This window comes from Nereida sp. NH-UV-3 (assembly GCF_042939535.1).
GTDB classification, from domain to species: Bacteria; Pseudomonadota; Alphaproteobacteria; order Rhodobacterales; family Rhodobacteraceae; genus Nereida; species Nereida ignava.
The window spans coordinates 2,038,792-2,061,202 of record NZ_CP132157.1 but is presented as its reverse complement, the minus strand read 5'-3'; the positions used below and the strand labels follow the sequence as shown (position 1 = coordinate 2,061,202).

At 53.8% G+C, this 22,411-nt stretch carries 22 protein-coding genes; 8 read left to right on the top strand and 14 right to left on the bottom strand.

Going from position 1 to position 22,411, the window contains the following annotated elements:
* The first annotated feature begins 183 nt into the window (after positions 1-183).
* The 6 genes from NeNHUV3_RS10175 to NeNHUV3_RS10150 all read left to right on the top strand — a co-directional run bounded on the left by NeNHUV3_RS10175 (position 184) and on the right by NeNHUV3_RS10150 (position 6,654).
* Complete coding sequence (locus NeNHUV3_RS10175) at positions 184-1,179, top strand: BMP family protein (protein ID WP_391481225.1); 996 nt, start codon at positions 184-186, stop codon at positions 1,177-1,179.
* Positions 1,180-1,258: 79 nt separating this feature from the next.
* On the top strand, positions 1,259-2,830 hold the full coding sequence (locus tag NeNHUV3_RS10170; protein WP_391481223.1) for an ABC transporter ATP-binding protein: 1,572 nt from the start codon (positions 1,259-1,261) through the stop codon (positions 2,828-2,830).
* Between the two features lie 3 nt (positions 2,831-2,833).
* A complete protein-coding gene (locus tag NeNHUV3_RS10165; protein WP_341245818.1) occupies positions 2,834-3,931 on the top strand; it encodes an ABC transporter permease in 1,098 nt (365 codons plus the stop codon).
* Positions 3,931-4,908: an ABC transporter permease gene (locus NeNHUV3_RS10160; RefSeq protein ID WP_341245817.1), complete on the top strand. Its 978-nt coding sequence runs from the start codon at positions 3,931-3,933 to the stop codon at positions 4,906-4,908. The genes NeNHUV3_RS10165 and NeNHUV3_RS10160 overlap by 1 nt, the downstream gene beginning before the upstream one ends.
* Before the next feature lie 69 nt (positions 4,909-4,977).
* Positions 4,978-5,898 (top strand): sulfite exporter TauE/SafE family protein, encoded by a 921-nt coding sequence (locus NeNHUV3_RS10155; RefSeq protein ID WP_048599255.1) that lies wholly within the window; start codon positions 4,978-4,980, stop codon positions 5,896-5,898.
* The gene (locus NeNHUV3_RS10150) at positions 5,899-6,654 is read left to right on the top strand and encodes a TIGR02186 family protein (RefSeq protein WP_391481220.1); all 756 of its coding nucleotides are present in this window, start codon (positions 5,899-5,901) and stop codon (positions 6,652-6,654) included. It begins immediately after the preceding gene.
* A gap of 20 nt (positions 6,655-6,674) precedes the next feature.
* Here NeNHUV3_RS10150 and NeNHUV3_RS10145 read toward each other — a convergent pair whose 3' ends face one another.
* The 6 genes from NeNHUV3_RS10145 to NeNHUV3_RS10120 form a co-directional block, all read right to left on the bottom strand.
* Positions 6,675-7,400, bottom strand: a complete 726-nt coding sequence (locus NeNHUV3_RS10145) for an SDR family oxidoreductase (protein ID WP_391481219.1) — start codon at positions 7,398-7,400, stop codon at positions 6,675-6,677.
* Positions 7,397-8,938, bottom strand: coding sequence for an ATP-dependent RecD-like DNA helicase (locus NeNHUV3_RS10140; RefSeq protein WP_391481217.1), 1,542 nt, complete (start codon positions 8,936-8,938; stop codon positions 7,397-7,399). Before NeNHUV3_RS10140 ends, NeNHUV3_RS10145 begins: the two co-directional genes overlap by 4 nt.
* The gene (locus NeNHUV3_RS10135) at positions 8,910-9,623 is read right to left on the bottom strand and encodes an acyl-homoserine-lactone synthase (RefSeq protein ID WP_391481216.1); all 714 of its coding nucleotides are present in this window, start codon (positions 9,621-9,623) and stop codon (positions 8,910-8,912) included. Before NeNHUV3_RS10135 ends, NeNHUV3_RS10140 begins: the two co-directional genes overlap by 29 nt.
* 146 nt (positions 9,624-9,769) lie before the next feature.
* Positions 9,770-10,480, bottom strand: coding sequence for an autoinducer binding domain-containing protein (locus NeNHUV3_RS10130; RefSeq protein WP_391481214.1), 711 nt, complete (start codon positions 10,478-10,480; stop codon positions 9,770-9,772).
* A 346-nt stretch (positions 10,481-10,826) separates the two neighbouring features.
* Positions 10,827-12,113 carry a crotonyl-CoA carboxylase/reductase gene (gene ccrA, locus NeNHUV3_RS10125; protein ID WP_048599250.1) on the bottom strand — a complete coding sequence of 429 codons (1,287 nt, stop codon included), beginning with the start codon at positions 12,111-12,113 and terminating at the stop codon, positions 10,827-10,829.
* Between the two features lie 114 nt (positions 12,114-12,227).
* Positions 12,228-13,610 (bottom strand): 1-acyl-sn-glycerol-3-phosphate acyltransferase, encoded by a 1,383-nt coding sequence (locus tag NeNHUV3_RS10120; protein WP_391481213.1) that lies wholly within the window; start codon positions 13,608-13,610, stop codon positions 12,228-12,230.
* A 131-nt stretch (positions 13,611-13,741) separates the two neighbouring features.
* On the opposite strand from NeNHUV3_RS10120, the gene NeNHUV3_RS10115 reads away from it, so the two are divergent.
* Both NeNHUV3_RS10115 and deoD read left to right on the top strand, forming a co-directional pair.
* On the top strand, positions 13,742-15,751 hold the full coding sequence (locus tag NeNHUV3_RS10115) for a methylmalonyl-CoA mutase family protein (RefSeq protein WP_391483239.1): 2,010 nt from the start codon (positions 13,742-13,744) through the stop codon (positions 15,749-15,751).
* 77 nt (positions 15,752-15,828) lie between these two features.
* On the top strand, positions 15,829-16,536 hold the full coding sequence (gene deoD, locus NeNHUV3_RS10110) for a purine-nucleoside phosphorylase (protein ID WP_391481211.1): 708 nt from the start codon (positions 15,829-15,831) through the stop codon (positions 16,534-16,536).
* A gap of 83 nt (positions 16,537-16,619) precedes the next feature.
* Here deoD and NeNHUV3_RS10105 read toward each other — a convergent pair whose 3' ends face one another.
* The 8 genes from NeNHUV3_RS10105 to NeNHUV3_RS10070 all read right to left on the bottom strand — a co-directional run bounded on the left by NeNHUV3_RS10105 (position 16,620) and on the right by NeNHUV3_RS10070 (position 22,410).
* On the bottom strand, positions 16,620-17,399 hold the full coding sequence (locus tag NeNHUV3_RS10105) for a succinate dehydrogenase iron-sulfur subunit (RefSeq protein ID WP_048599247.1): 780 nt from the start codon (positions 17,397-17,399) through the stop codon (positions 16,620-16,622).
* An 11-nt stretch (positions 17,400-17,410) separates the two neighbouring features.
* A complete protein-coding gene (locus NeNHUV3_RS10100; protein ID WP_391481209.1) occupies positions 17,411-17,740 on the bottom strand; it encodes a hypothetical protein in 330 nt (109 codons plus the stop codon).
* Between the two features lie 43 nt (positions 17,741-17,783).
* Positions 17,784-19,589 (bottom strand): succinate dehydrogenase flavoprotein subunit, encoded by a 1,806-nt coding sequence (gene sdhA / locus NeNHUV3_RS10095; RefSeq protein WP_048599245.1) that lies wholly within the window; start codon positions 19,587-19,589, stop codon positions 17,784-17,786.
* A gap of 15 nt (positions 19,590-19,604) precedes the next feature.
* Complete coding sequence (gene sdhD, locus NeNHUV3_RS10090) at positions 19,605-19,976, bottom strand: succinate dehydrogenase, hydrophobic membrane anchor protein (protein ID WP_048599244.1); 372 nt, start codon at positions 19,974-19,976, stop codon at positions 19,605-19,607.
* 15 nt (positions 19,977-19,991) lie between these two features.
* Positions 19,992-20,375: a succinate dehydrogenase, cytochrome b556 subunit gene (sdhC, locus tag NeNHUV3_RS10085; protein WP_048599243.1), complete on the bottom strand. Its 384-nt coding sequence runs from the start codon at positions 20,373-20,375 to the stop codon at positions 19,992-19,994.
* A gap of 208 nt (positions 20,376-20,583) precedes the next feature.
* A complete protein-coding gene (locus NeNHUV3_RS10080; protein ID WP_391481208.1) occupies positions 20,584-21,618 on the bottom strand; it encodes a MaoC family dehydratase in 1,035 nt (344 codons plus the stop codon).
* Between the two features lie 18 nt (positions 21,619-21,636).
* Positions 21,637-21,840, bottom strand: coding sequence for a DUF1737 domain-containing protein (locus NeNHUV3_RS10075; RefSeq protein WP_391481206.1), 204 nt, complete (start codon positions 21,838-21,840; stop codon positions 21,637-21,639).
* Between the two features lie 15 nt (positions 21,841-21,855).
* A complete protein-coding gene (locus tag NeNHUV3_RS10070) occupies positions 21,856-22,410 on the bottom strand; it encodes an NnrU family protein (protein ID WP_391481205.1) in 555 nt (184 codons plus the stop codon).
* Between the last annotated feature and the right edge of the window lies 1 nt (position 22,411).

Here is a 22,411-nt window from a genome sequence, read left to right as displayed (position 1 = left end):
TAGCTGCGGCTACACGTTACGGAAATATGAATCGCACTTGACCCCCCGCGCGCCCTGCCGCTTACTGTCGCTCATAAGGGTGTGGGTTGCCAATTTGGCATGGCCTGCGCTCTGCGAGGGCGACAATGAAATCTGCGATTTGGCGTGCCTCGTCTCGATTTAGAAATCCTTGGGGAGATACTCATGACAATCATGACGAAACTGATGAGCGCCGCAACTGGTCTTGCTCTGACCGCAACTGCTGCTGTTGCTGATCCTGCGATCATTTTCGATTTGGGCGGCAAGTTCGACAAATCGTTCAACGAAGCTGCGTTCAATGGCGCATCACGTTGGGCCGAAGAAACTGGTGGCACATTCAAAGAGATCGAATTGCAGTCAGACGCACAGCGCGAGCAAGCTCTGCGCCGCTTTGCGGAATCCGGTGCTAACCCAATCGTCATGGCAGGTTTCGCGTTCGGCTCAGCACTAAGCGAAGTTGCACCTGACTACCCTGACACAAAATTTGCGATCATCGACATGGTTGTAGACCAGCCAAACGTTCGCTCTGTTGTATTCAACGAGCACGAAGGTTCATACCTTGCGGGCATCATGGCGGCGAACGCATCTGAAACTGGCACAGTTTCATTCATCGGTGGCATGGACATTCCGCTGATCCGCCGCTTTGCGTGTGGCTATGCGCAAGGCGCAAAAGCAGCAAACGCTGACATCACAGTGATCTCCAACATGACCGGCACAACTGGTGCGGCGTGGAACGATCCGGTAAAAGGTTCCGAGCTGACCAAAGCGCAAATCAGCCAAGGTTCTGACGTTGTTTATGCAGCGGCAGGCGGCACCGGTCTGGGTGTTCTGCAGACCGCAGCTGACGAAGGCATTTTGTCTATCGGCGTGGACAGCAACCAAAACTACCTGCACCCAGGAAAAGTTCTTACATCAATGCTCAAGCGCGTGGACAATGCTGTCTACAACGCGATGCTTGACGGCACAGACATGGAAACAGGCTTCAATGTCATGGACCTGTCAAACCGTGGTGTTGGCGTTGCGCTCGATGAGAACAACGAAGGCCTCGTAACTTACGCGATGCTGTCTGAGACATATGCAGCGGCTGACAAAATCATAAGCGGCGACATCAAAGTGCATGACTACATGTCAGACGAATCCTGCCCTGCGCTGGACTTCTAAGACGTAATACCTATCGGGCCGCGCGGAAGACAATCTGCGCGGCCCTTTCCTATTCAGACAACGCAGGCGTTCATTTCTGATGACTGATATTGCTCCCGCCATCGAACTTAAGGGCATCTCAAAAGCCTTTGGACCGGTGCAAGCCAACAAAGACATTTCAATTCGCGTAATGCCCGGCACAATCCACGGGATTATCGGTGAAAATGGCGCAGGCAAATCAACTCTGATGAGCATCCTTTACGGCTTTTACAAAGCCGACAAAGGCGAGGTTTTCATCAGCGGCCGAAAAACAGAAATTCCTGACAGCCAAGCCGCGATTGCCGCAGGCATTGGGATGGTGTTCCAGCACTTTAAACTCGTTGAAAATTTTACAGTTCTTGAGAATGTTGTATTGGGCGCAGAAGATGGCTGGAGCCTTGGCCCGTCACTGCGCAAAGCGCGCAAAGAGCTGATTAACCTTGCGGATGAATACGGCTTGAACGTGGATCCTGATGCCTTGATTGAAGAAATCGGCGTGGGGATGCAGCAGCGCGTGGAAATCCTTAAGGCGCTTTACCGGCAAGCGGACATTTTGATCCTTGATGAGCCAACGGGTGTGCTAACCCCCGCAGAGGCAGATCAGCTTTTCCGCATTCTGCAGCGCCTGAAGGCCGAAGGAAAAACGATTATCCTCATCACACACAAGCTGCGTGAAATTATGGATGTCACCGATACCGTCAGCGTGATGCGGCGCGGTGAAATGACCGCCACGGTCAAGACATCTGAGACAAGCCCGCAACAACTGGCCGAGCTGATGGTAGGCCGCAAAGTGTTGCTGCGCGTTGATAAAACACCCGCAAAACCGCGCGAGGCTGTCCTTGAAGTAAAAGGCCTTAACGTCACAGATGACAAAGGCGTTCATCGCCTCAAGGGCATTGATTTGACTGTGCGCGCAGGCGAGGTATTGGGCATTGCTGGCGTGGCTGGCAACGGACAGTCAGAGTTGCTTGAAGTCTTGGGCGGCATCCAATCCGGCGAAGGTTCAGTCAAACTGAACGGCGCTGAAATTGATCTGACGGGACGCCATTCAGACGGACAGTCACGGCGCGCACGGGGCATTGCGCACGTTCCCGAAGACAGGCAACGCGAAGGCCTAATTATGAATTTTGCCGCGTGGGAAAACACCGGCTTCGGGTATCATCACGATGACCGCTACAACCGCAGCCGCCTGATGATGGACAACGCCGCACTACGCCAAGACACTGAAGAAAAGATGGACCGCTTCGACGTGCGCCCGCCCAATCCAAAGCTGGCGGCCAAATCCTTTTCGGGAGGCAACCAACAAAAAATCGTTCTGGCCCGCGAGATTGAGCGCAACCCGGACTTGTTGCTGATCGGTCAACCCACCCGCGGTGTGGACATTGGTGCAATCGAATTCATCCACCAACAAATCGTCGCCCTGCGCGATCAAGGCAAAGCGATCTTGCTGGTCTCGGTCGAGTTGGAGGAAATCCTCGCGCTATCTGACCGGATTGCTGTCATGTTTGACGGCCAAATAATGGGCGAACGTTTGCCCGATGAGACAGACGAAAAAGAGCTGGGCCTGATGATGGCTGGCATGACTCGTGAGGCAGCCGCCATGCAGCCTCAAAACGCAGCACAGGAGGGCTAGAGCATGGATGTGATCCCAAAGTGGGCCGACGCGGTTTTGGTCCCTCTTATTTCACTTATTCTTGCCGCAGTACTTTCGGCGCTTGTGATCCTTGCCATCGGTGAGGACCCTGTTGCGGCTGCAAAGCTCATGGTCGAAGGCGCTATTGGTTCGACCTACGGCTGGGGCTACACGCTTTATTACGCGACCAACTTTATTTTCACAGGCCTTGCCGTATCGGTCGCGTTTCATGCGCGCATGTTCAACATTGGCGGCGAGGGACAGGCCATGCTTGGCGGTTTGGGCGTGGCATTGGTATGTCTTTATATTCCGTTCCCGCACTGGGCACTGGCTTTGCCCGTAGCGATTATCGGCGCTGCTGCCTTTGCCGCAATTTGGGCCGCGATCCCAGCATATTTACAGGCCAAACGGGGCAGCCACATTGTTATCACCACAATCATGTTCAACTTCATTGCAGCAGCGCTTTTGAACTACCTGTTGGTGGGTATGCTCAAACCCTCAGGTGCGATGGATCCGGCAACCGCAAAGTTTGCAGCCACTACGCACCTTCCGACCTTCCAAGATTTGTTCAGCTGGGGTGAAAAGCCAGTGTTCCGTGGCGCACCCGCAAACGTCAGCTTTTTCGTCAGTTTGCTGGCCTGCGTCGCCGTTTGGTTCTTGATCTGGCGGACCCGTCTGGGCTTTGAAATTCGCGCCTACGGCGAAAGCGAAAGCGCTGCGAAATACGCGGGTATCAGCCCCACCAAAATTATCATGATCTCAATGATCATCTCGGGCGCATTGGCGGGCTGCATGGCGATCAACAACGTCATGGGCGAGGCAGAGCGTCTGGTGTTAGGCAGTGTCGAGGGCGCAGGTTTCATCGGCATCGCGGTGGCATTGATGGGCCGCAGCCACCCGCTTGGGGTGCTTCTTGCCGCGATCTTGTTTGGCTTTTTGTATCAGGGGGGTGCAGAACTGGCGCTTTGGACGAACATCCCCCGTGAGTTGATCATCGTCATTCAGGCCCTAGTCATCATGTTCACAGGGGCGCTCGACAACATGATCCGCATGCCCCTTGAGAAAATATTCTTGATGATGCGCAAAGAGGGAGCAGCATAATGTGGGATTTTCTGAACCTCTTTTCCGTCCCCGTTCTTGAGACATCAATCCGCTTGGCCACACCCTTGTTGTTGGCGTGCCTTGCAGGACTGTTCAGCGAACGTGCGGGTATTTTTGACATCGGCCTTGAAGGCAAAATGTTGATTGCCGCGTTCTTTTCTGCCGCGATCAGCTTCAACACAGGCTCTGTGTGGCTTGGGCTTGGGGCCGGTATTTTGGCCTCAGTCACCTTGTCGATCATCCACGGGCTGGCCTCGATCACATTCCGTGGCAACCAACTGATCTCTGGCGTGGCAATCAATTTTCTCGCTGCAGGCATGACCGTTTTAATTGCGCAAAGCTGGTTCAAACAAGGCGGGCGTACGCCCCAGCTTGAGGGCGCTGCGCGGTTCAACCCAATTGAATTTCCATTCGCCGAAACCTTCATGCCCGTGCCCGTTGCAGGACCGGTCTACGCTAGCCTAATCGGCGGGCACGCTCTGTTGGTTTATGTGGCAATCGCAATGGTGCCCCTGACCTGGTGGGTCCTGTTTCGCACACGCTTCGGCCTGCGCCTACGCGCCGTCGGCGAGAACCCCGCCGCGGTCGATACTGCAGGCGTTTCCGTGGTTGGTCTGCGCTATGCGGCAGTCCTGATTTGCGGTGTCTTGTGCGGGCTTGCGGGTGCCTATTTGGCGACAGCGCTGCAGGCAGGTTTCGTCAAAGATATGACCGCAGGTCGTGGCTACATCGCCCTTGCCGCGCTGATCTTTGCCAAGTGGCGGCCGTGGTACGCATTGGCCGCGTGTCTGCTGTTTGGCTATCTACAAGCGATCGCCTTGCGTCCTGATCTTTTGACCGCTGCGTTTGGGTTCAAAGTGCAAATCCAATTGCTTGACGCATTACCGTACATTTTGACAGTCGTGATCTTGGCCGGATTTGTGGGCAAAGCCATTCCCCCACGGGCTGGCGGCGCGCCATATGTGAAAGAGCGGTAAGACAACTGGACTCATAGTGCCTTTCAATTTGGCGGTTGAAGTCAGGCCAGAATAGGTTGAAGGGAAGCCATGCAAATCTACCTGCCCATCGCGGAAGTTTCCGTTAACGCATTTCTGTTGTTAGGTCTCGGCGGCATCGTCGGTATCTTGTCAGGGATGTTTGGCGTGGGTGGTGGTTTTCTGATGACCCCCTTGCTGTTCTTTATCGGCATCCCGCCCGCAGTTGCTGTGGCCACTGAAGCAAACCAGATTGTAGCCTCGTCGTTCTCTGGTGTGCTTGCGCATTTCAAACGAAAAACCGTTGATTTCAGGATGGGCACCGTACTGCTTGTGGGTGGCCTGATCGGCGCTGCACTGGGTGTGGTTGTTTTCAACTACCTGAAGTCCTTGGGACAAGTCGATCTGCTGGTAAAGCTTTGCTACGTCGTCTTTTTGGGCGTTGTTGGCGGCTTGATGTTTATCGAAAGCCTCAACGCAATCCGCCGCACCAACGCCCCTGCGGGTACGGCACCGCGCAAACGTAAGAACCACACGTGGATTCACGCGCTGCCGTTCAAGATGAAGTTCCGCGTCTCGGGCCTCTATATTAGTGTGATCCCGCCTGTGATCGTTGGTGTTGTCGTGGGTATTCTGGCAGCAATCATGGGTGTTGGCGGTGGCTTTATCATGGTGCCTGCGATGATTTATCTGCTTGGCATGCCTACCAAAGTCGTTGTGGGTACATCCCTTTTTCAGATTATCTTTGTAACCGCGTTCACCACAATGTTGCACGCCACAACAAACTATACCGTGGATATGATGCTGGCGGTTTTGCTGTTGGTCGGCGGCGTTATCGGCGCACAGATCGGCACGCGGATCGGCGCCAAGATGAAGGCAGAGCAGCTGCGTATTTTGCTAGCACTGATGGTGCTTGGCGTCTGTTCCAAGCTTGCACTGGATCTTCTGCTGACCCCGTCGGAACTGTATTCTATCGGCTTGGGAGGGCACTAGATGCTACGTGCTTTTCTCATCGCGCTTTTGCTGGCGACACCGGCCGCTGCGCAGAACTTAGTACTTGGCCTGTCCGAGAGCGAAGTGGCCATTACAACAACCTTCGATGGCTCAGACATTTTGGTTTTTGGTGCAATCAAGCACGAAAGTGCGGTGACGCAAGAAGCCAAGCTTGACTTGATCGTCACCGTAAAGGGCCCCGATCAAGCAACCACAGTTTACCGCAAAGACCGCCGCTTTGGCATATGGGTGAACGCCGCAACCGTTGAGGTCGACGCAGCGCCATCGTTTTACGCGATCGAAACAACGCGCCCCATCGCAGATATCTTGGGTGAAGAGGCCGATCGCTATTACGAGATCACCCTACCCCGCGTCATCAAGCCAAGCGCAGAGGGCCATGGCGAAAACGATGTGGCGCTATTCACCGAAGCTTTGATGCGCATCCGCCAAGACGCCAACAAATACCAATTGCGCGAATGGGATGCCGCACTAATCGACAATACGTTGTTCCGCACAGACGTTGAGTTGCCCGCCAACCTTGTTGAAGGTGCCTACGAAGTCAGCGTTTTTCTGTTGAAAGACAAAAAAGTCATCTCAACCTACAGCACTGTTCTTGATGTGCGCAAAGCGGGGCTTGAACGTTGGATGTACAACCTGTCACGCCAACAACCGTTCTACTACGGCATCTTGTCGCTGATCATTGCAATCAGTGCCGGCTGGGGTGCATCAGCAATTTTCCGTGTGTTCCAACGATAAGAAAACGGTATCCAATATCGTCAGCCGCGCCCGATATGAGGCATTGCGCTGGCCATCACCATCATGGTTTGGACGTTGGCTTCCTCTGGCAAACTGGCCATGTGAAAGACGGACTTCGCCACATCTTCAACTGCCATTGTCGGCAATGGTGGCAAGCCTTCGGCCGCGCGCTTTACTTCAAGGTTCGCCACTAAATCTGTACGGGCATTACCAATATCAATTTGACCGCAAGCAATGCCAAACGGACGCCCATCAAGCGTGATCGTCTTGGTCAGACCAGAAACGCCGTGTTTTGTTGTCGTGTAACACGTCGACCCTTCGCGCGGGGTATGCGCACTGATCGAGCCGTTGTTGATGATCCGACCGCCCTGATCGGATTGGTGCCGCATGGTTCGAAACGCAGCACGGGCACACAAAAACATCCCCGTTAAGTTCACATCAACGGTCGCCTGCCAATCGGCCAGCTGGATTTCATCAATGCTCATTTGCGGCCCAAACTGGCCCGCGTTATTGAACAAAACATCTAAACGGTGATTGCCTAAAAAGGTTTCAAACGCAGCATCAACCGCTGCTTCATCAGTCACGCTACACGGTAGACAAACGGCGTTCTCATGGCCATCTGCTATGCCTTCCAATGCAGATACCGTACGCGCCATCAGACCAACGCGCCAACCGTTCTGCAAGAAATAGCGTGCTGTTACTGCGCCAATGCCGCTGCTCGCACCAGTAATGATAATCGACTTCATGAGTTTGCCTCCAAAGGTTCAGCTTCAAGGGTAAGCGGTGCGGGCTTGCTCGGCAAATCATCAATGATCAGCGGCCCCTTGGGACGGGCCAACGCAGCACGTACACACCAATGGAGGCGAGTCTCTGCACGCGTGATTGCAACATATGCCAAGCGCTTCCACAGCGGCTGCCCCGCCTCAGAACGGCCCATGCGCGCGGCAACAAAAATATCTGGCGCAAACACCTGCACTTCATCCCATTGCGAGCCCTGCGCCTTGTGAATTGTCACCGCAGCACCGTGGAGAAAAGTAGCGCCCATGCGGGCAGCAAACGGAATGACAGGTTCTTCCTCGCCGGGCTTTTCTAACTTCATAATTGACGCGGCACTCACCTGCGGGTCCTCTGCCCCCATGACGTGCAGGCGTGAAAAGCCAGGCTTGCGGCCAAGGCCCATATAGATGACCTGCGCGCCCTTAATCAGACCTCGCGCCTCAAGATCGAGCCGCTTTTTGCGGTGCTTCATGGGCAATTCAATACCATCACAAATAAGCGGCTCACCTTCCAGCAGCTCTTCTTCGGGCGCGCTGTAAGCGCCGCGAAACGCATTGATCAGTTTGATCCGCGTCGCGTTACGCCACACAAGACACGGCGAGCGAGCCATCAAATCGCAATTCACCCGCTCGGCCCATACGACCCGATCATCTTTTTGGGAGGCGTCTTTCACCATCTGTTCAAAGTGATGAAACTCAAGCGACGGGTCCGCCAGCGCATGGGCCAAATCAAGAATGGGATTGTCTTTAGTTTGCCGGTGGACACGGCTCAGCTCAAGCTTGCGTGGCCCCTTAAGACCATCAAACACCATCCCACCAGACTGATTAACGGGTGCAAGCTGTGCGGGATCGCCAAACAACACAAGCGTTGGGAAAATTTCCTGAAGGTCTTCGTACTGCTTAGCGTCCAACATCGAAGATTCATCGATGAACCCAATATCAAGGGGGTTCTCACGCCGTTTCCAGCCCGTAATAAAATCAGATCCGCGCAAGCCCGCCGCAGCAAGCGCACCCGGTATTGATTTGTTGGTCTGATAATATGCCCACGCGCGATCAAGCGCCAAATCCGTCAGGTCTTCTACGTCAGGCCGCTCAAGCGTGTTGCCTGCCAACCATTCAGCAATTTTTTCATACTCCGGATCATACATGGGCGTGTACAAGATCCGGTGGATCGTCGTTGCGGGAACACCGCGGTTACGTAGCACACTTGCAGCTTTGTTGGTGGGGGCAAGAATGGCCAGCGTGCGTTTGTCTTTTGATTTACGGGACTCGTAATCGCCTGAAACAACCTCAACACCGGCGGCTTCAATGGCACGGTACAATTCGGCCAGCAGCAGTGTTTTACCGCTGCCAGCCTTGCCGATCACGGCCATCACGCTGGATTTACTGTCTTGTGGCGGCAGCACCACATCGTTTTCAATATCGACGCCCACGCGCTTCAACAGATCAGAAATGCTGTCAAATGCGTGGGCTTGGTCTTCAGAAAACTGGATGCTGGGTGTGCTCATGCCGCGACACTATATCGGCGCACCAGTCGCTGCCAGTGGCTGTCTCAGCTTGGGCTGGAGTTTTTGCATTTAACGTTTGCAAAGACGCCTTGAACCACTGAGCCGACGTTGCTGCCTCAATGCCCAAGCGTGCATACGTCTTTGCCCAGGCCTCATCTTGCATCTGCCAAAGGCCTACGCAAATTTCGCCCGCACCCGAGCCCGCCTGCCCGATGATATCAGGGCTTACACCGTATAAACGATAAATCCGCGCCATCCGCGGGTCAAAAACACCAATGTAGTGGCGCAAAGAAAAGCGTTGCATGACCTCGCCTGCCCCAAGCACCAATGCCGCCGCACAGGAACGCGTGTCATCTGCGCGCGGGCTGATGCAGAACCGCGTACATTCCCAAATAAGCGGGCTTTCGATATGCACTCCACCGGTAAGGTGGGCAAAATGGTCATGCACCATGGTCCGGCCTGTTGTCGGCAAGAACCGCATTGAGCCCCCGTGGGTGCCATCGGGCAGTTCCCAAATGACATAGAGCGGGCACATGTCGTCGTACTCGTCACGCTCATGCCCGTTATGATCGACGCTTACTTCCCATCCAAGACGGTCTTTGAACTGAACCGCCCTATCCCGGAACATGGTCTGTGCAAGGCGTGGAAATTGGTCGAGCTGATCTGCGTAGATGTAGCGAAGCATGCGGGCGTCCTATCAATGATGAAGGTGGCTCCTGTCGCAAACCGGACAGGAAGATCGCCTCATCATGTGTTTAGGCCTGTTAAAGGCTGCTTACGCCAACGCGCGGCGGCAGAGCGCCGAACGCAACACCAAAGGGCGTGTTTGCGCTATACGACGATCAATCCTTTGGTCAGCGCACGAGCAACCGCATGGGTGGTGTTAAGCGCCCCCAGTTTATGACGCGCGCCCTCAACATAGACCCGAAGCGTGTGCTCTGAAATCTGCAAATCATGAGCCGCCTGAGAGCGTGAGTATCCCCTTGCAAGCAGCGCCATCGCTGAAAGTTCACGGGGCGAAAGATTTACGATTGTGTTATCAAAGCCTGTGTCAAAATCGAGGGCACGCTCATTAAACTTATGGGCGATAATGATCAGAGACTGCTGATTTAAATCAATAAATTCTGCCCATGCCTCATCGTTGGTGTTCGCGTTGCACGACAATAAAGCAAACTGACCAGACGGCCCACGCACCGGAACGGACAGCCCTTGATTGCCTACACCGTATTCAATGGCCTCGCGCAAAAACGCTTTGGCCCCCTTACTGGACCAATCAAGGTCTTTCCAATTTAGCGGATGAAATCGCTGTAGCGCGCCAAGGATAACGGGGTCCATCCGCAGGTAGTCCTTTTCGACGTACCGATCGACCCACTCGGTACTGTAGGTGCCTGCTCCAAAGCGCTCACCAACCGAATTAACCCAATGGTAAATAAAATGATCTAATTTGTAATAATCCCGAAGGTTCTCGGTAATCCGTTGAAAATCCTCAAGCGTGTTCGCTTGCTCGAGGTCGTTCACGATACTCTCCAGTGCCCCACTCATTGAGTGCGTCTCCCCTGGCGGCCAAGATGTCACTTGCCGCAATCAAAGCGACGTCATCAAGATGCTCAGCCAAGCGCCCCAAACCATTGGAACGGGCGAAAACACGAAGATCTACGAGGACGTCTAATATCCATTCATTCTGCATCTACACTCATCCTAAAATAGTTAATCTCACATAAACACAACTTTAACTTGTATTTATTTTATATGAAATTCGCGCATCCTAGCTCCCCAGATATAGTGAGGCAGTTAAATCTAAGTCGTTCAAAACGAAAGAAGCCCAACACCTTCATGGCATTGGGCTTCGATTCGGCGCGCAGGGGGAGCCTGCAAACCGCTATAAAGGTTACTTTCCGGCCTCAACCGTATCGATCAGCGTCCGCAGACCGGTCTTTGGCGCTTGAACCAATACGGACATATTGCCCGGCTTATGCTCGTTCCGGAGCATTTTCATGTGCGCCTCTGGCAGGTCGTTCCATTCAAAAACTTCCGACATGCAAGGGTCAAGACGTTCCTCTACCATCAATTGGTTCGCTGCAGCCGCTTGCTTGAGGTGCGCAAAGTGCGAGCCCTGAAGACGCTTTTGGTGCATCCACATATAACGGACGTCAAAGGTCATGTTGAAGCCAGTCGTGCCAGCACAAATCACGACCATACCACCTTTCTTGCACACGAAGGTCGAGACCGGGAAGGTGGACTCACCAGGGTGCTCGAACACCATATCTACGTTGTTACCTTTGCCGGTAATCTGCCAAATCGCAGCACCAAACTTACGCGCGGCACGGAACCACTCGGCATATTCAGGTGTGTTAACTGTTGGCATCTGGCCCCAGCAATCAAAGTCATTGCGATTCAAAACGCCCTTGGCACCCAGTGACATCACGAAATCGCGTTTACTTTCGTCCGAGATAACGCCGATTGCGTTGGCACCAGCAGTCTTAATTAGTTGGATCGCGTAGGATCCAAGCCCACCAGATGCGCCCCAAACAAGAACGTTCTGACCCGGCTTAAGATCATGAGGCGCGTGGCCAAACAGCATCCGGTACGCAGTGGCAAGCGTAAGAGTGTAGCAAGCGCTTTCCTCCCACGTCAGATGCTTTGGACGCGGCATCAATTGTTGCGATTGCACCCGCGTGAACTGGCTGAACGAGCCGTCAGGTGTCTCATATCCCCAAATCCGTTGGCTTTGCGAGTACATCGGATCACCGCCGTTACACTCCTCATCATCGCCATCATCTTGGTTGCAATGGATCACAACTTCGTCGCCAACTTTCCAGCGCGTCACTTTATCACCCACAGCCCAAACAATGCCCGACGCATCAGAACCCGCAATATGATAGGGCTGGTTGTGACCATCAAACGGGCTGATTGGCACGCCGAGGGCGGCCCAGACACCGTTGTAGTTAATGCCGGCAGCCATCACGAGAACCAACACTTCGTTGCTATCCAGCGTGGGGACATCGACCACTTCCTGAAGCATCGCGCTATCAGGGTTGCCGTGACGTTCGCGACGAATAGCCCATGAGTACATCTTTGGCGGAACAAAGCCCATCGGGGGGATTTCACCCACTTCGTAGAGCTCTTTCTCGACCGCATCATATGAAATCAAGTTGCTGTTAGTATCCAAAGCCATTGCGCGGTCTCCGTTCCAAATGTCAGGTGCCGCAGCGCAGAATCACTGTCGACACCCCTTTGAATATGATCGCAAAGGTAATATAGCAACTATTTTTTATATATATTGGTAATTTTATAACCCAGCAGTCGCAGCATTTCCTACATTTCTACGCTGCACATGCACGATAGAGTTCGCATAATACTCAAGAATATGGCGTTGATCGTCTTTCACTCGGACGATTGTACCAGTCTGTGTAATCAAGCGGCGGGCCGTCATGACCTTCAAGCCTTCAGCAACAATTGACGCTGCATCACCACAGGACACGTTGTGCGCGGTGTCAGCATCAAGGCCTGCAAAGTATTTGGTGACGGCCAGCTCAAGTTCAGCACGGGTTGCACCATCCGTGACCTCCAGCAAGACAGTGCTCAAGACAGGGATCGGAAGGACAGGCATTACGTTTTCAATCCGCGTCATCAGTTCGCGGCCCAATGTACGCGGCAACTCCGCATGATGTGTTGCAAATTCACGCAAAGACAGCGGCTTGCCAAAGCTGACGCTCGCAACACCAAATTTATACGCGCGCCGACAAATACGAAGCCATACGTGCTTTAAAATGAAGCCACCCACTACGGACATGCGGGCGTTAAACTTACGGTCACCCCGTTGGCCCGCTGAAATAAGAATGCGGTCCTCAAGTATCCGGTCGTAATTCAACGCAACCGGTACAAAAACCACATCACGGCTTTCGGGGGTCCACCCTTCAATAATGTAGTTCAACAGCCCCAGCTTGGGCGCCGCCACTTTCCCATCAAGGCTTAGACCGCCCTCAGGAAACACTGCCTGCGTCACACCATTCTCCGTAGCCATTTGCACATACCGCGCAAGAACGCGCCGGTAGAGCGCATTACGTGAACGGCGCCGGATAAAATACGCACCCATTGAACGGATTAGTCGTGACAGGGGCCAGACGCGCGCCCACTCACCGACCGCATAAGACAACGCAGAAGCATCAGCCGCCAAGTAAGTGACCAGCATGTAATCCATGTTGGAGCGGTGGTTCATGATGAACACGACCGTAGCGTCCTGATCAATCTCAGCGCGCTCAACATGGCCAAGACGTACGTGATACAGCGTATTGCCAAGCCAACGTGCCACCCGAATGCCCACACCAAAATACGCTGTCGCACTGAATGAGGGAACAATTTCGCGGGCGTATCTGCGGGCCATTTCTAAGGCCACCTCATCAGGCATCCCTTCCTCAGAGGCATATTCTGACACAGCCGCCAATACATCACGATCATACGTCAGCCGTTGGATCATATCAGCGCGGCGCGCCAGCTTGAAAGGTTGGATAGGGCGGGTCAGCCGCTCGTTTACTTTCGCTACAACCCGCTCTGCACGTTTGCGCAAAAACCACCGAACAGAAGGAAACAGGAGCCGCTCTCCGATAGAGATAGCAGCTGCGATGCCGATCAGAACGAGAACCCAAGCGGGCAGAGCAACTGTTTCAAACATATCTATAACTCGCATGTTGCTGCGGCGGGGTAAATGCCCACATGCTGCGGCGCAGCGGATTGACAGAAGTATATTGTGTCCGATAAACCCCACATGTGTGTAATTTTATTGCGCAACTAGATTCGGCCCCTTTGGGCCAACAGCCAACTGTGGAGCCTGCCATGACCAACGCCACTCAAGACAGAACCAAAGATCGCCCTTGGCTGTTCAGGACATATGCAGGCCACTCAACGGCAAAAGCATCTAATGCGCTGTACCGTGGGAACTTGGCAAAAGGACAGACGGGGCTTTCTGTTGCTTTCGATCTGCCGACACAAACAGGGTATGATAGTGACCACGAACTGTCCCGGGGCGAAGTTGGCAAAGTTGGCGTGCCAGTGGCCCATCTTGGGGACATGCGTGCCCTGTTTGATGATATCCCGCTAGATCAGATGAACACATCGATGACGATCAACGCCACGGCACCGTGGTTGTTGGCGCTCTATATCGCGGTTGCGGAAGAACAAGGCGCGGACATCTCCGCGCTGCAAGGCACAGTACAAAACGATATCATCAAAGAGTATCTGTCACGCGGCACATACGTCTGCCCACCCAAACCCTCCATGCGTATGATTACAGATGTTGCCGCCTATACCCGCGAGCATCTGCCAAAATGGAACCCAATGAACATTTGCTCATACCACCTCCAAGAGGCTGGTGCGACACCAGAGCAAGAACTCGCCTTTGCGCTTGCTACGGCAACCGCTGTACTTGACGATCTCAAAGGTAAAGTCCCCGCCGAACACTTCCCCGCCATGGTTGGCCGGATCAGCTTTTTCGTAAACGCAGGCATCCGATTTGTAACCGAGATGTGCAAGATGCGCGCGTTTGTAGACCTGTGGGACGAAATTTGCCGCGAGCGTTACGGCGTGGAGGACCCAAAGTTCCGCCGTTTCCGGTACGGCGTTCAGGTGAATTCTCTCGGTCTGACCGAGCAACAGCCCGAAAACAACGTCTACCGTATCTTGGTAGAAATGCTTGCGGTGACCCTTTCCAAGAAAGCACGCGCCCGCGCGGTTCAACTGCCCGCTTGGAACGAAGCATTGGGCCTGCCACGCCCTTGGGACCAACAATGGTCTTTGCGCATGCAGCAGATCATGGCCTTTGAAACGGACCTTCTGGAATACGACGATCTGTTTGACGGTAACCCAGCAGTTGACCGGAAGGTGGAAAGCCTGAAAGAGGGCGCCCGCGCAGAACTTGCGACGATTGACGGCATGGGCGGGGCTGTTGAAGCGATCGAATACATGAAGTCACGTCTTGTCGAAGCCAACGCAGAACGGATTGGCGATATTGAGCAAGGCGAAACCACTGTGGTTGGCGTCAACAGATTCACAACCGGAGAGCCCTCGCCCCTGACCGCCGGCGATGAGGCAATTATGGTGGCGGATGCGGACGCAGAGCGGGATCAGATTGAACGGCTGAATACATGGCGCAGCGAGCGTGACGAGAGCGCCGTTAAAGAAGCACTTGATGAGCTGCGCCAAGCGGCCGCGACAGGTATCAACGTGATGCCTGCCTCGATCAAAGCGGCCAAAGCCGGTGCAACCACAGGCGAATGGGGCAATGTTGTCCGCACCGCCTTTGGGCAGTACCGCGGGCCCACTGGTGTGTCCAAAAACCCCTCCAACCGGACCGAAGGCCTTGAGAATATCCGTGCCGCCGTTGACGCGGTCAGTGACAAACTGGGCCGCCGCCTTAAGTTTCTTGTGGGCAAGCCTGGTCTTGATGGACATTCAAACGGCGCCGAACAAATCGCAGCACGCGCCCGTGATTGCGGAATGGACATTAGCTATGAAGGGATCCGCCTCACCCCTGATGAGATTGTGTCAGCCGCTTTGGAAGATGACGCCCATGTGATTGGTCTGTCGATCCTGTCTGGTAGTCACATTCCGCTTATGGGTGACTTGATGGAGAAGCTACGCACCGCCGGACTTGCGCACATCCCCGTCGTCGTTGGCGGCATTATTCCAGAGGATGACGCAGACCGCTTACGCGCAATGGGTGTTGCTAAAGTCTACACACCAAAAGACTTCGAGCTGAACCGCATTATGACGGATTTGGTAGAGTTGGTTGAGCCACAAGACGTCGCGGCACAATAACCGCACAATAGAGGGGCTTGTAGAGCAGCGCGTGCAAAGGCAGTTTAACGCCAAATACCCAAACGCGGAGCACGACCATGACCCACCATATTGGCGCACAAAAAGGCGACATTGCTGAAACTGTTTTGATGCCCGGTGATCCACTGCGCGCCAAATGGGCCGCTGAGACGTTTCTTGATGACGTGAAGTGCATCAACGAAATCCGCGGCATGCTTGGCTTTACAGGCATGTGGAAAGGCAACCGTGTTACGATCCACGGCTCGGGGATGGGCATGCCATCCCTATCGATCTATGCCCATGAATTGATTAACGAATATAATGTGCAAAACCTGATCCGCATCGGTTCAACCGGATCAATGCAGCATCACGTTGGTATCCGTGACGTTGTGATAGCGATGACCGCCTCATCCATTTCCACCCCGTCCACAGGCGTCTTCAAAGAGGTGAACTTTGCCCCCTGCGCAGACTATGGGCTGTTGTCACAGGCGGTTACAGCCGCGCAGGCCAAAGGCTCTAACGTGCATGTAGGCAATATCTACTCGTCGGATGTCTTCTACGACGAGCGCCCTGATCTGAATGAAATGCTGACACGCCACGGTATTCTGGCAGTCGAAATGGAAGCGGCCGAGCTTTACAACTTGGCAGCGCGGTTTGGCCGTAAGGCACTGGCCGTTATGACTGTGTCAGACCACCTGCTAACAGGCGATGCTATTCCTGCTGATGAACGTCAAAGCAGCTTTGGGGAAATGGTGGAAATCGCGCTTGAGGCTGCATTTCCCAACTAACGCGTTAGCTTAGCCACCACATAGAAAAAGCCCCACCAATTGGCGGGGCTTTTTGATTATTTGCCTCAGTCTGAACGGACACCCTAGACGGTGCGCTCCACCATCATTTGCTTAATAGACGCAATGGCCTTCGCTGGGTTCAACCCCTTCGGGCAGGTCTTTGCACAGTTCATAATGGTGTGGCAGCGGTACAGCTTGAACGGATCCTCAAGATCATCCAAGCGCTCGCCCGTCGCTTCATCGCGGCTATCAATGATCCAGCGATACGCGTGCAACAATGCTGCTGGCCCAAGGTATTTGTCGCCGTTCCACCAGTAAGATGGGCACGAGGTTGAACATGACGCGCACATTACGCATTCATACAAACCATCCAACTTCTTGCGGTCTTCAATCGACTGGCGCCACTCTTTTGCAGGGCGGTTCGTCTTTGTTTCGAGCCACGGCATGATGCTTGCGTGCTGCGCATAAAAGTGCGTCAGGTCAGGGATCAAATCGCGGATAACAGGCATGTGCGGCAGAGGGTAAATCTTAATGTCACCCTTCACTTCATCGGCACCGTAGATACACGCAAGTGTGTTGATGCCATCAATGTTCATGGCGCACGATCCACAGATGCCCTCGCGGCATGACCGGCGGAACGCTAGTGTCGGGTCAATCTCGTTTTTGATTTTGATCAGAACATCCAGAACCATCGGTCCACAGGTGTCCATATCAACCCAATACGTATCAAGTGCGGGGTTTTTATCGTCATCAGGCGACCAACGGTACACTTGAACTTTGCGCAGGTTGGTCACGCCTTCAGGCTTGGGCCAAGTCTTGCCTGCGGTCATGCGGCTGTTTTTAGGGAGGCGTAGTTGAACCATGGAATTTCTCCTTAGCCTTGAGTTGTCAGACCCGCTTCGGCGATACACTTAATCGCTTCGGGTCGTGTGAGGATGGTTTGAACCGTGTTCAAAGTGCTCTGACTGATTTGACCAATCGCGTCGCGGGTCAGTGACAGAATTTCACCAGATGATGCACTATCGATCACACAGTCAGAATAGGGGGTGATCTGGTTCTTCGGGATAAACAGAAACTGCGTGACGAGGACCTCATCCACAGCGGCTTTGGCCGTTGTGCGCGCCGCTTTATCGACGGCCTGCTCGGCTTTGTCACAGGCACCAAGGGCCAGCACCGCAGAAAGGCAAAGCGCAGCACGGATCATGCTGACCCTCCTGCCAATGAAGTTATCGCAAAGCTGCGCACCATTAGTAGACACGTGCCTTTGGCGCGATTTTCTTCAGGTCGATGCCGCCGTCGTTGTGGCTGGTCAATGGGTTCAGGTGAACACCGCGATAACCCAAGCCCGCCTTCATACCCTCGAACCAAACGAGGCTGTGCTTGCGCCAGTTCTCGTCATCACGATCTGGATAATCTTCGTGGGCGTGTGCACCGCGTGATTCCTTGCGCGCCTCAGCGGCCACAACAGTAGCAACTGCGTTTGGCAGAAGGTTACCAAGCTCAAGCGTTTCCATCAGGTCTGAGTTCCAAACCATTGATGTATCGGTCACCTGAACATCGCTCATGCGTGCGGCGACGTCGTTCATCTTCTCAACACCCTCCGCCAGAGTTTTGTCTGTACGGAACACGGCTGCGTCTGACTGCATTGTCTTTTGCATATCAAGACGAAGCTCAGCAGTTGGCACGTGACCTTTGGCATAACGCAACCCGTCAAAGCGGCTGATCGCAGCTTCTACAGAACGTTGGTTCGGCGTTGGGACAGGCGTTTTCGGGTCAACAACTTCCGCCGCGCGGATCGCAGCGGCACGACCGAACACAACCAAGTCGATCAGTGAGTTTGACCCCAAACGGTTTGCACCGTGAACACTCGCACAACCTGCTTCACCAACGGCCATAAGGCCCGGTGCCACGTTGTCAGGATTATCTTTGGTCGGGGCAAGAACTTCACCCCAATAGTTCGTTGGAATACCGCCCATATTATAGTGCACAGTTGGAAGCACTGGGATCGGCTCTTTGGTCAGGTCAACGCCTGCAAAAATCCGCGCCGATTCCGAAATACCGGGCAAGCGCAGATCAAGCGTTTCTTTTGGCAAGTGGTTCAGGTGAAGGTGGATGTGATCGCCTTCTGCCCCAACACCGCGGCCTTCACGAATTTCCATCGTCATGCAGCGCGAAACAACATCACGGCTGGCAAGGTCTTTGTAAGTTGGCGCGTAACGCTCCATAAAGCGCTCGCCCTCGGAGTTGGTCAAATAACCACCCTCGCCGCGCGCACCTTCTGTGATGAGGCAACCTGCACCGTAGATACCAGTTGGGTGGAATTGAACAAATTCCATGTCCTGTAGAGGCAGACCAGCACGAGCAACCATACCGCCACCATCACCAGTGCAAGTGTGGGCAGACGTTGCGCTGAAGTATGCACGGCCATAACCGCCAGTGGCCAGAACGACCATCTTCGCGCTGAACAGGTGCAGTGTTCCGTCGTCAAGCTTCCAGCACAGAACACCCTGACACTGACCGTCATCGGACATGATCAAGTCAATTGCGAAATACTCAATGTAGAACTCGGCGTTGTTCTTCAGACTTTGACCGTAAAGCGTGTGCAAGATCGCGTGACCAGTACGGTCGGCGGCCGCACAGGTACGCTGCACGGGCGGGCCTTCACCGAATTCGGTTGTGTGACCACCAAAGGGGCGTTGGTAAATTTTACCTTCTTCGGTCCGTGAGAAAGGCACACCGTAGTGCTCAAGCTCATAAACGGCCTTGGGTGCTTCGCGCGCCAGATACTCCATCGCATCCGTATCACCCAGCCAGTCAGATCCTTTGACGGTGTCATACATATGCCACTGCCAGTTATCAGGACCCATGTTAGACAAAGAGGCCGCAATGCCACCCTGCGCTGCAACTGTGTGCGAGCGGGTTGGGAAAACCTTGGTTACACAGGCCGTACGCAGGCCCTGCTCGGCCATACCAAGCGTTGCACGCAGGCCGGCGCCACCGGCGCCAACGACAACTACGTCATATTCGTGTGTTTCGTAATCGTATGCAGTCATGAGTGTGCTCCGATATTACAGCGCGATGCGCGCGATTGAGAAAAGGGCAGTTCCGGCGGCCGCGTAGCTGAGACAAATCACACCAATGATTGTCAGCTTCTTAGCGGGGCCGTGTACGTAGTCTTCGATAAGGGTCTGTGCGCCATTCTTAAAGTGCATCAAACCCACGGTTAGTGTGAGTGCTGCTACAATAGCAGGGAAAGGTTTTGCAAAATATGCGACCATTTCGCCGTGGCTACTGCCGATTACGGGACCAACGGTGAAAACGAATAGTGGGACCAGCAAAAGCAGCGCCACAGAGGACACCATCATGGACCAATGATGTTCTGTGCCTGTCTTCGCAGCCCCAAGTCCAGCGGCGCGTTTACGATCTGTCAAATAAGCCATGTCTGTGCGCTCCGATTAAACAACGAGGACGGTGATAAGGGTCAGAACAACTGATCCAACGAGGCAGACGATGCCCATTTTTTCAGCCTGCTCCACCTCAAGGCCGTATCCCATATCCCAGATAAGATGACGCAGGCCGGCCAGCGTGTGGTACCAAAGACCCAACACAGAAAGCGTCAACACAATGTCGCCAAACCAGCTGGTCAGAACACCGTCAGCGTACGCAAAGTACTCTGGGGAAATAGCAGCAGACAAAAACCACCACACGACAAGCAAAGTTGAGATCAAAAGTGCATTGCCAGTAATCCGCGTCAGGATCGACGTCATTGACGTCAACTGAGGACGGTAAATTGCCAAATGCGGCGAAAGCGGGCGATTGCCACGGTTTACATCGGCCATAGGTGTTCCCTTCGTTGGCTTGCAATGCGCACCTTAAAAAAGGTCGCACGGCTGGGCTAACCCCTTTGTATCTCTTTTTGAATGTGAGTCACGCGCGCAGATGGAGAAAAACTGCTTCGAATTGTCCTAATTCGCATCTTTTTCGAAAAATGTGATCACACACGAAAAATCTGTGATCACATTTAGGGGCTTCTGGTTTCATAGACGCCTAAGTCGGCATCAGCGCCCAATAATCCAGATCAAGCAGCACGTCTGGTGCATATTTCCCGTCGTCGCCACGTAGAATTCCTGCATCACCCTTTGTAGCCACAAGCCTTAACCGGATCGCACCAACACCCTGCACGGCGGTTTGTGCGATGTCCAAGACTTCTGACCACGCACGTATTGTATCGCCTGCAAAACACGGATTCGCATGGGCACCAGAGTTGATGCCCGCTATGATTTGCGCATTTGCTAGTCCGTTAAATGACAAAGCGCGCGCCATTGAGATGACGTGACCGCCGTAAATCAACCGCTTACCATCTGGCCGGTTGGTGGCGTCAAAATGAACCTTTGCGGTGTTTTGCCAAAGACGCGTCGCAAGCATATGCTCGGCTTCTTCAACAGTGACCCCATCAACGTGATCAATGATCTCACCGACGGCATAATCACCAAGCCGGTGCGCTTCACCAGCCAGTTCCGTATCATAGGCGTTGAAATCAAGCCCTGCTGGTACGTTCAACTCGCTTGCTGGGACGACATCACTCAGTTCGGGTATCACTGCCTGCGGTGCGGGTGCATCAAGGTTATTTTTGCGCACCATGACCCAACGCACGTATTCCAGCACAACATCATCATGCTGGTTCAAGCCGCGTGTACGGACCCAGACCACACCAGTTTTGCCATTGGAATTTTGCTTAACGCCGATCACCTCTGATGTAGACCGCAGCGTATCACCAGCCCAAACAGGCTTCAAAAAACATGCCTCAGCATACCCCAAATTTGCGACTGCATTCAAAGAGATATCAGGTACGGTTTTGCCAAAGACCGTATGAAAAACGATCATGTCATCGATGGGGCTACCGCGCAGCCCACACGATTGTGCAAACTGGTCAGAAGAATAAAGCGCGTGACGCGCAGGATAGAGCGCGTGGTAAACTGCGCGCTCCCCCCCGGATAGCGTTCGAGGCACCGCATGACGGATCACATCACCGACCGCATAGTCTTCAAAAAAGCGGCCTGTGTTTGTTTTGTTTGAGGTCATGTAAGTGCCTTTCTGGTCTTAATGTTCGCCAAGCTTTGTGTCGCGCGTATATGTGCCCTCAACCTCTTTGGTGACGGCCTGACCACAGCGCATCACTCCGTTTGCGGCATCCCATGCTTGGGTCGGGCCGTCGTAAAGCTCCCATCCTTTATTCAAGGCATCTGTCACCTTGTGGCAGAAGTCAGACGTGTCATCTTCGGACAAAAATCGATACAGTTTCATAGCTTTCACCTTCAATTAAACGAACGGGTTCACACCCAGCCAGATGTGAATAGCCGCAACAAGACTATAAAGAACCACCGTAATCACGATGAGGGTGATTTCCTTTTTCACTGGTGCCTGAGCAGGCACGTCCCACGGCCCTTCTGCGCGATTGATCAAAGCCATGGCGCCAAGGGCCCATGCCAGCAGTCCGCCGAACAACACCAAAGAAGCCGCATCACCATTGACCAGTAAATGTGCCACCGCCCAAATCGCCACTGCAGCAAGTTGTGGGTGGCGAAGTTTCGTACCAAGCCAGACTTTCGCGGGCTTTGCGGCAGACGCCCCAAAAACATAAAATGCTGCAATCATGGCGAGGTTGTTCACACCGCGCGCCCACTCCGGTGGCGTATAAACAGGGATGAAGTCCGCCATTCGGTAGCCGAAAATCATCATGAGCAAGCTTGCGCCCAAAGCCGCAGTCACCAAAAGGCGTCCTTTATCGCCCAGCGCTGCCCGCGCTGCGGGCGCTAACCGTTTAAAGAAGTGCGCAGCACTCCACAAAATAACACCTGCGATTAGAAGACCCATT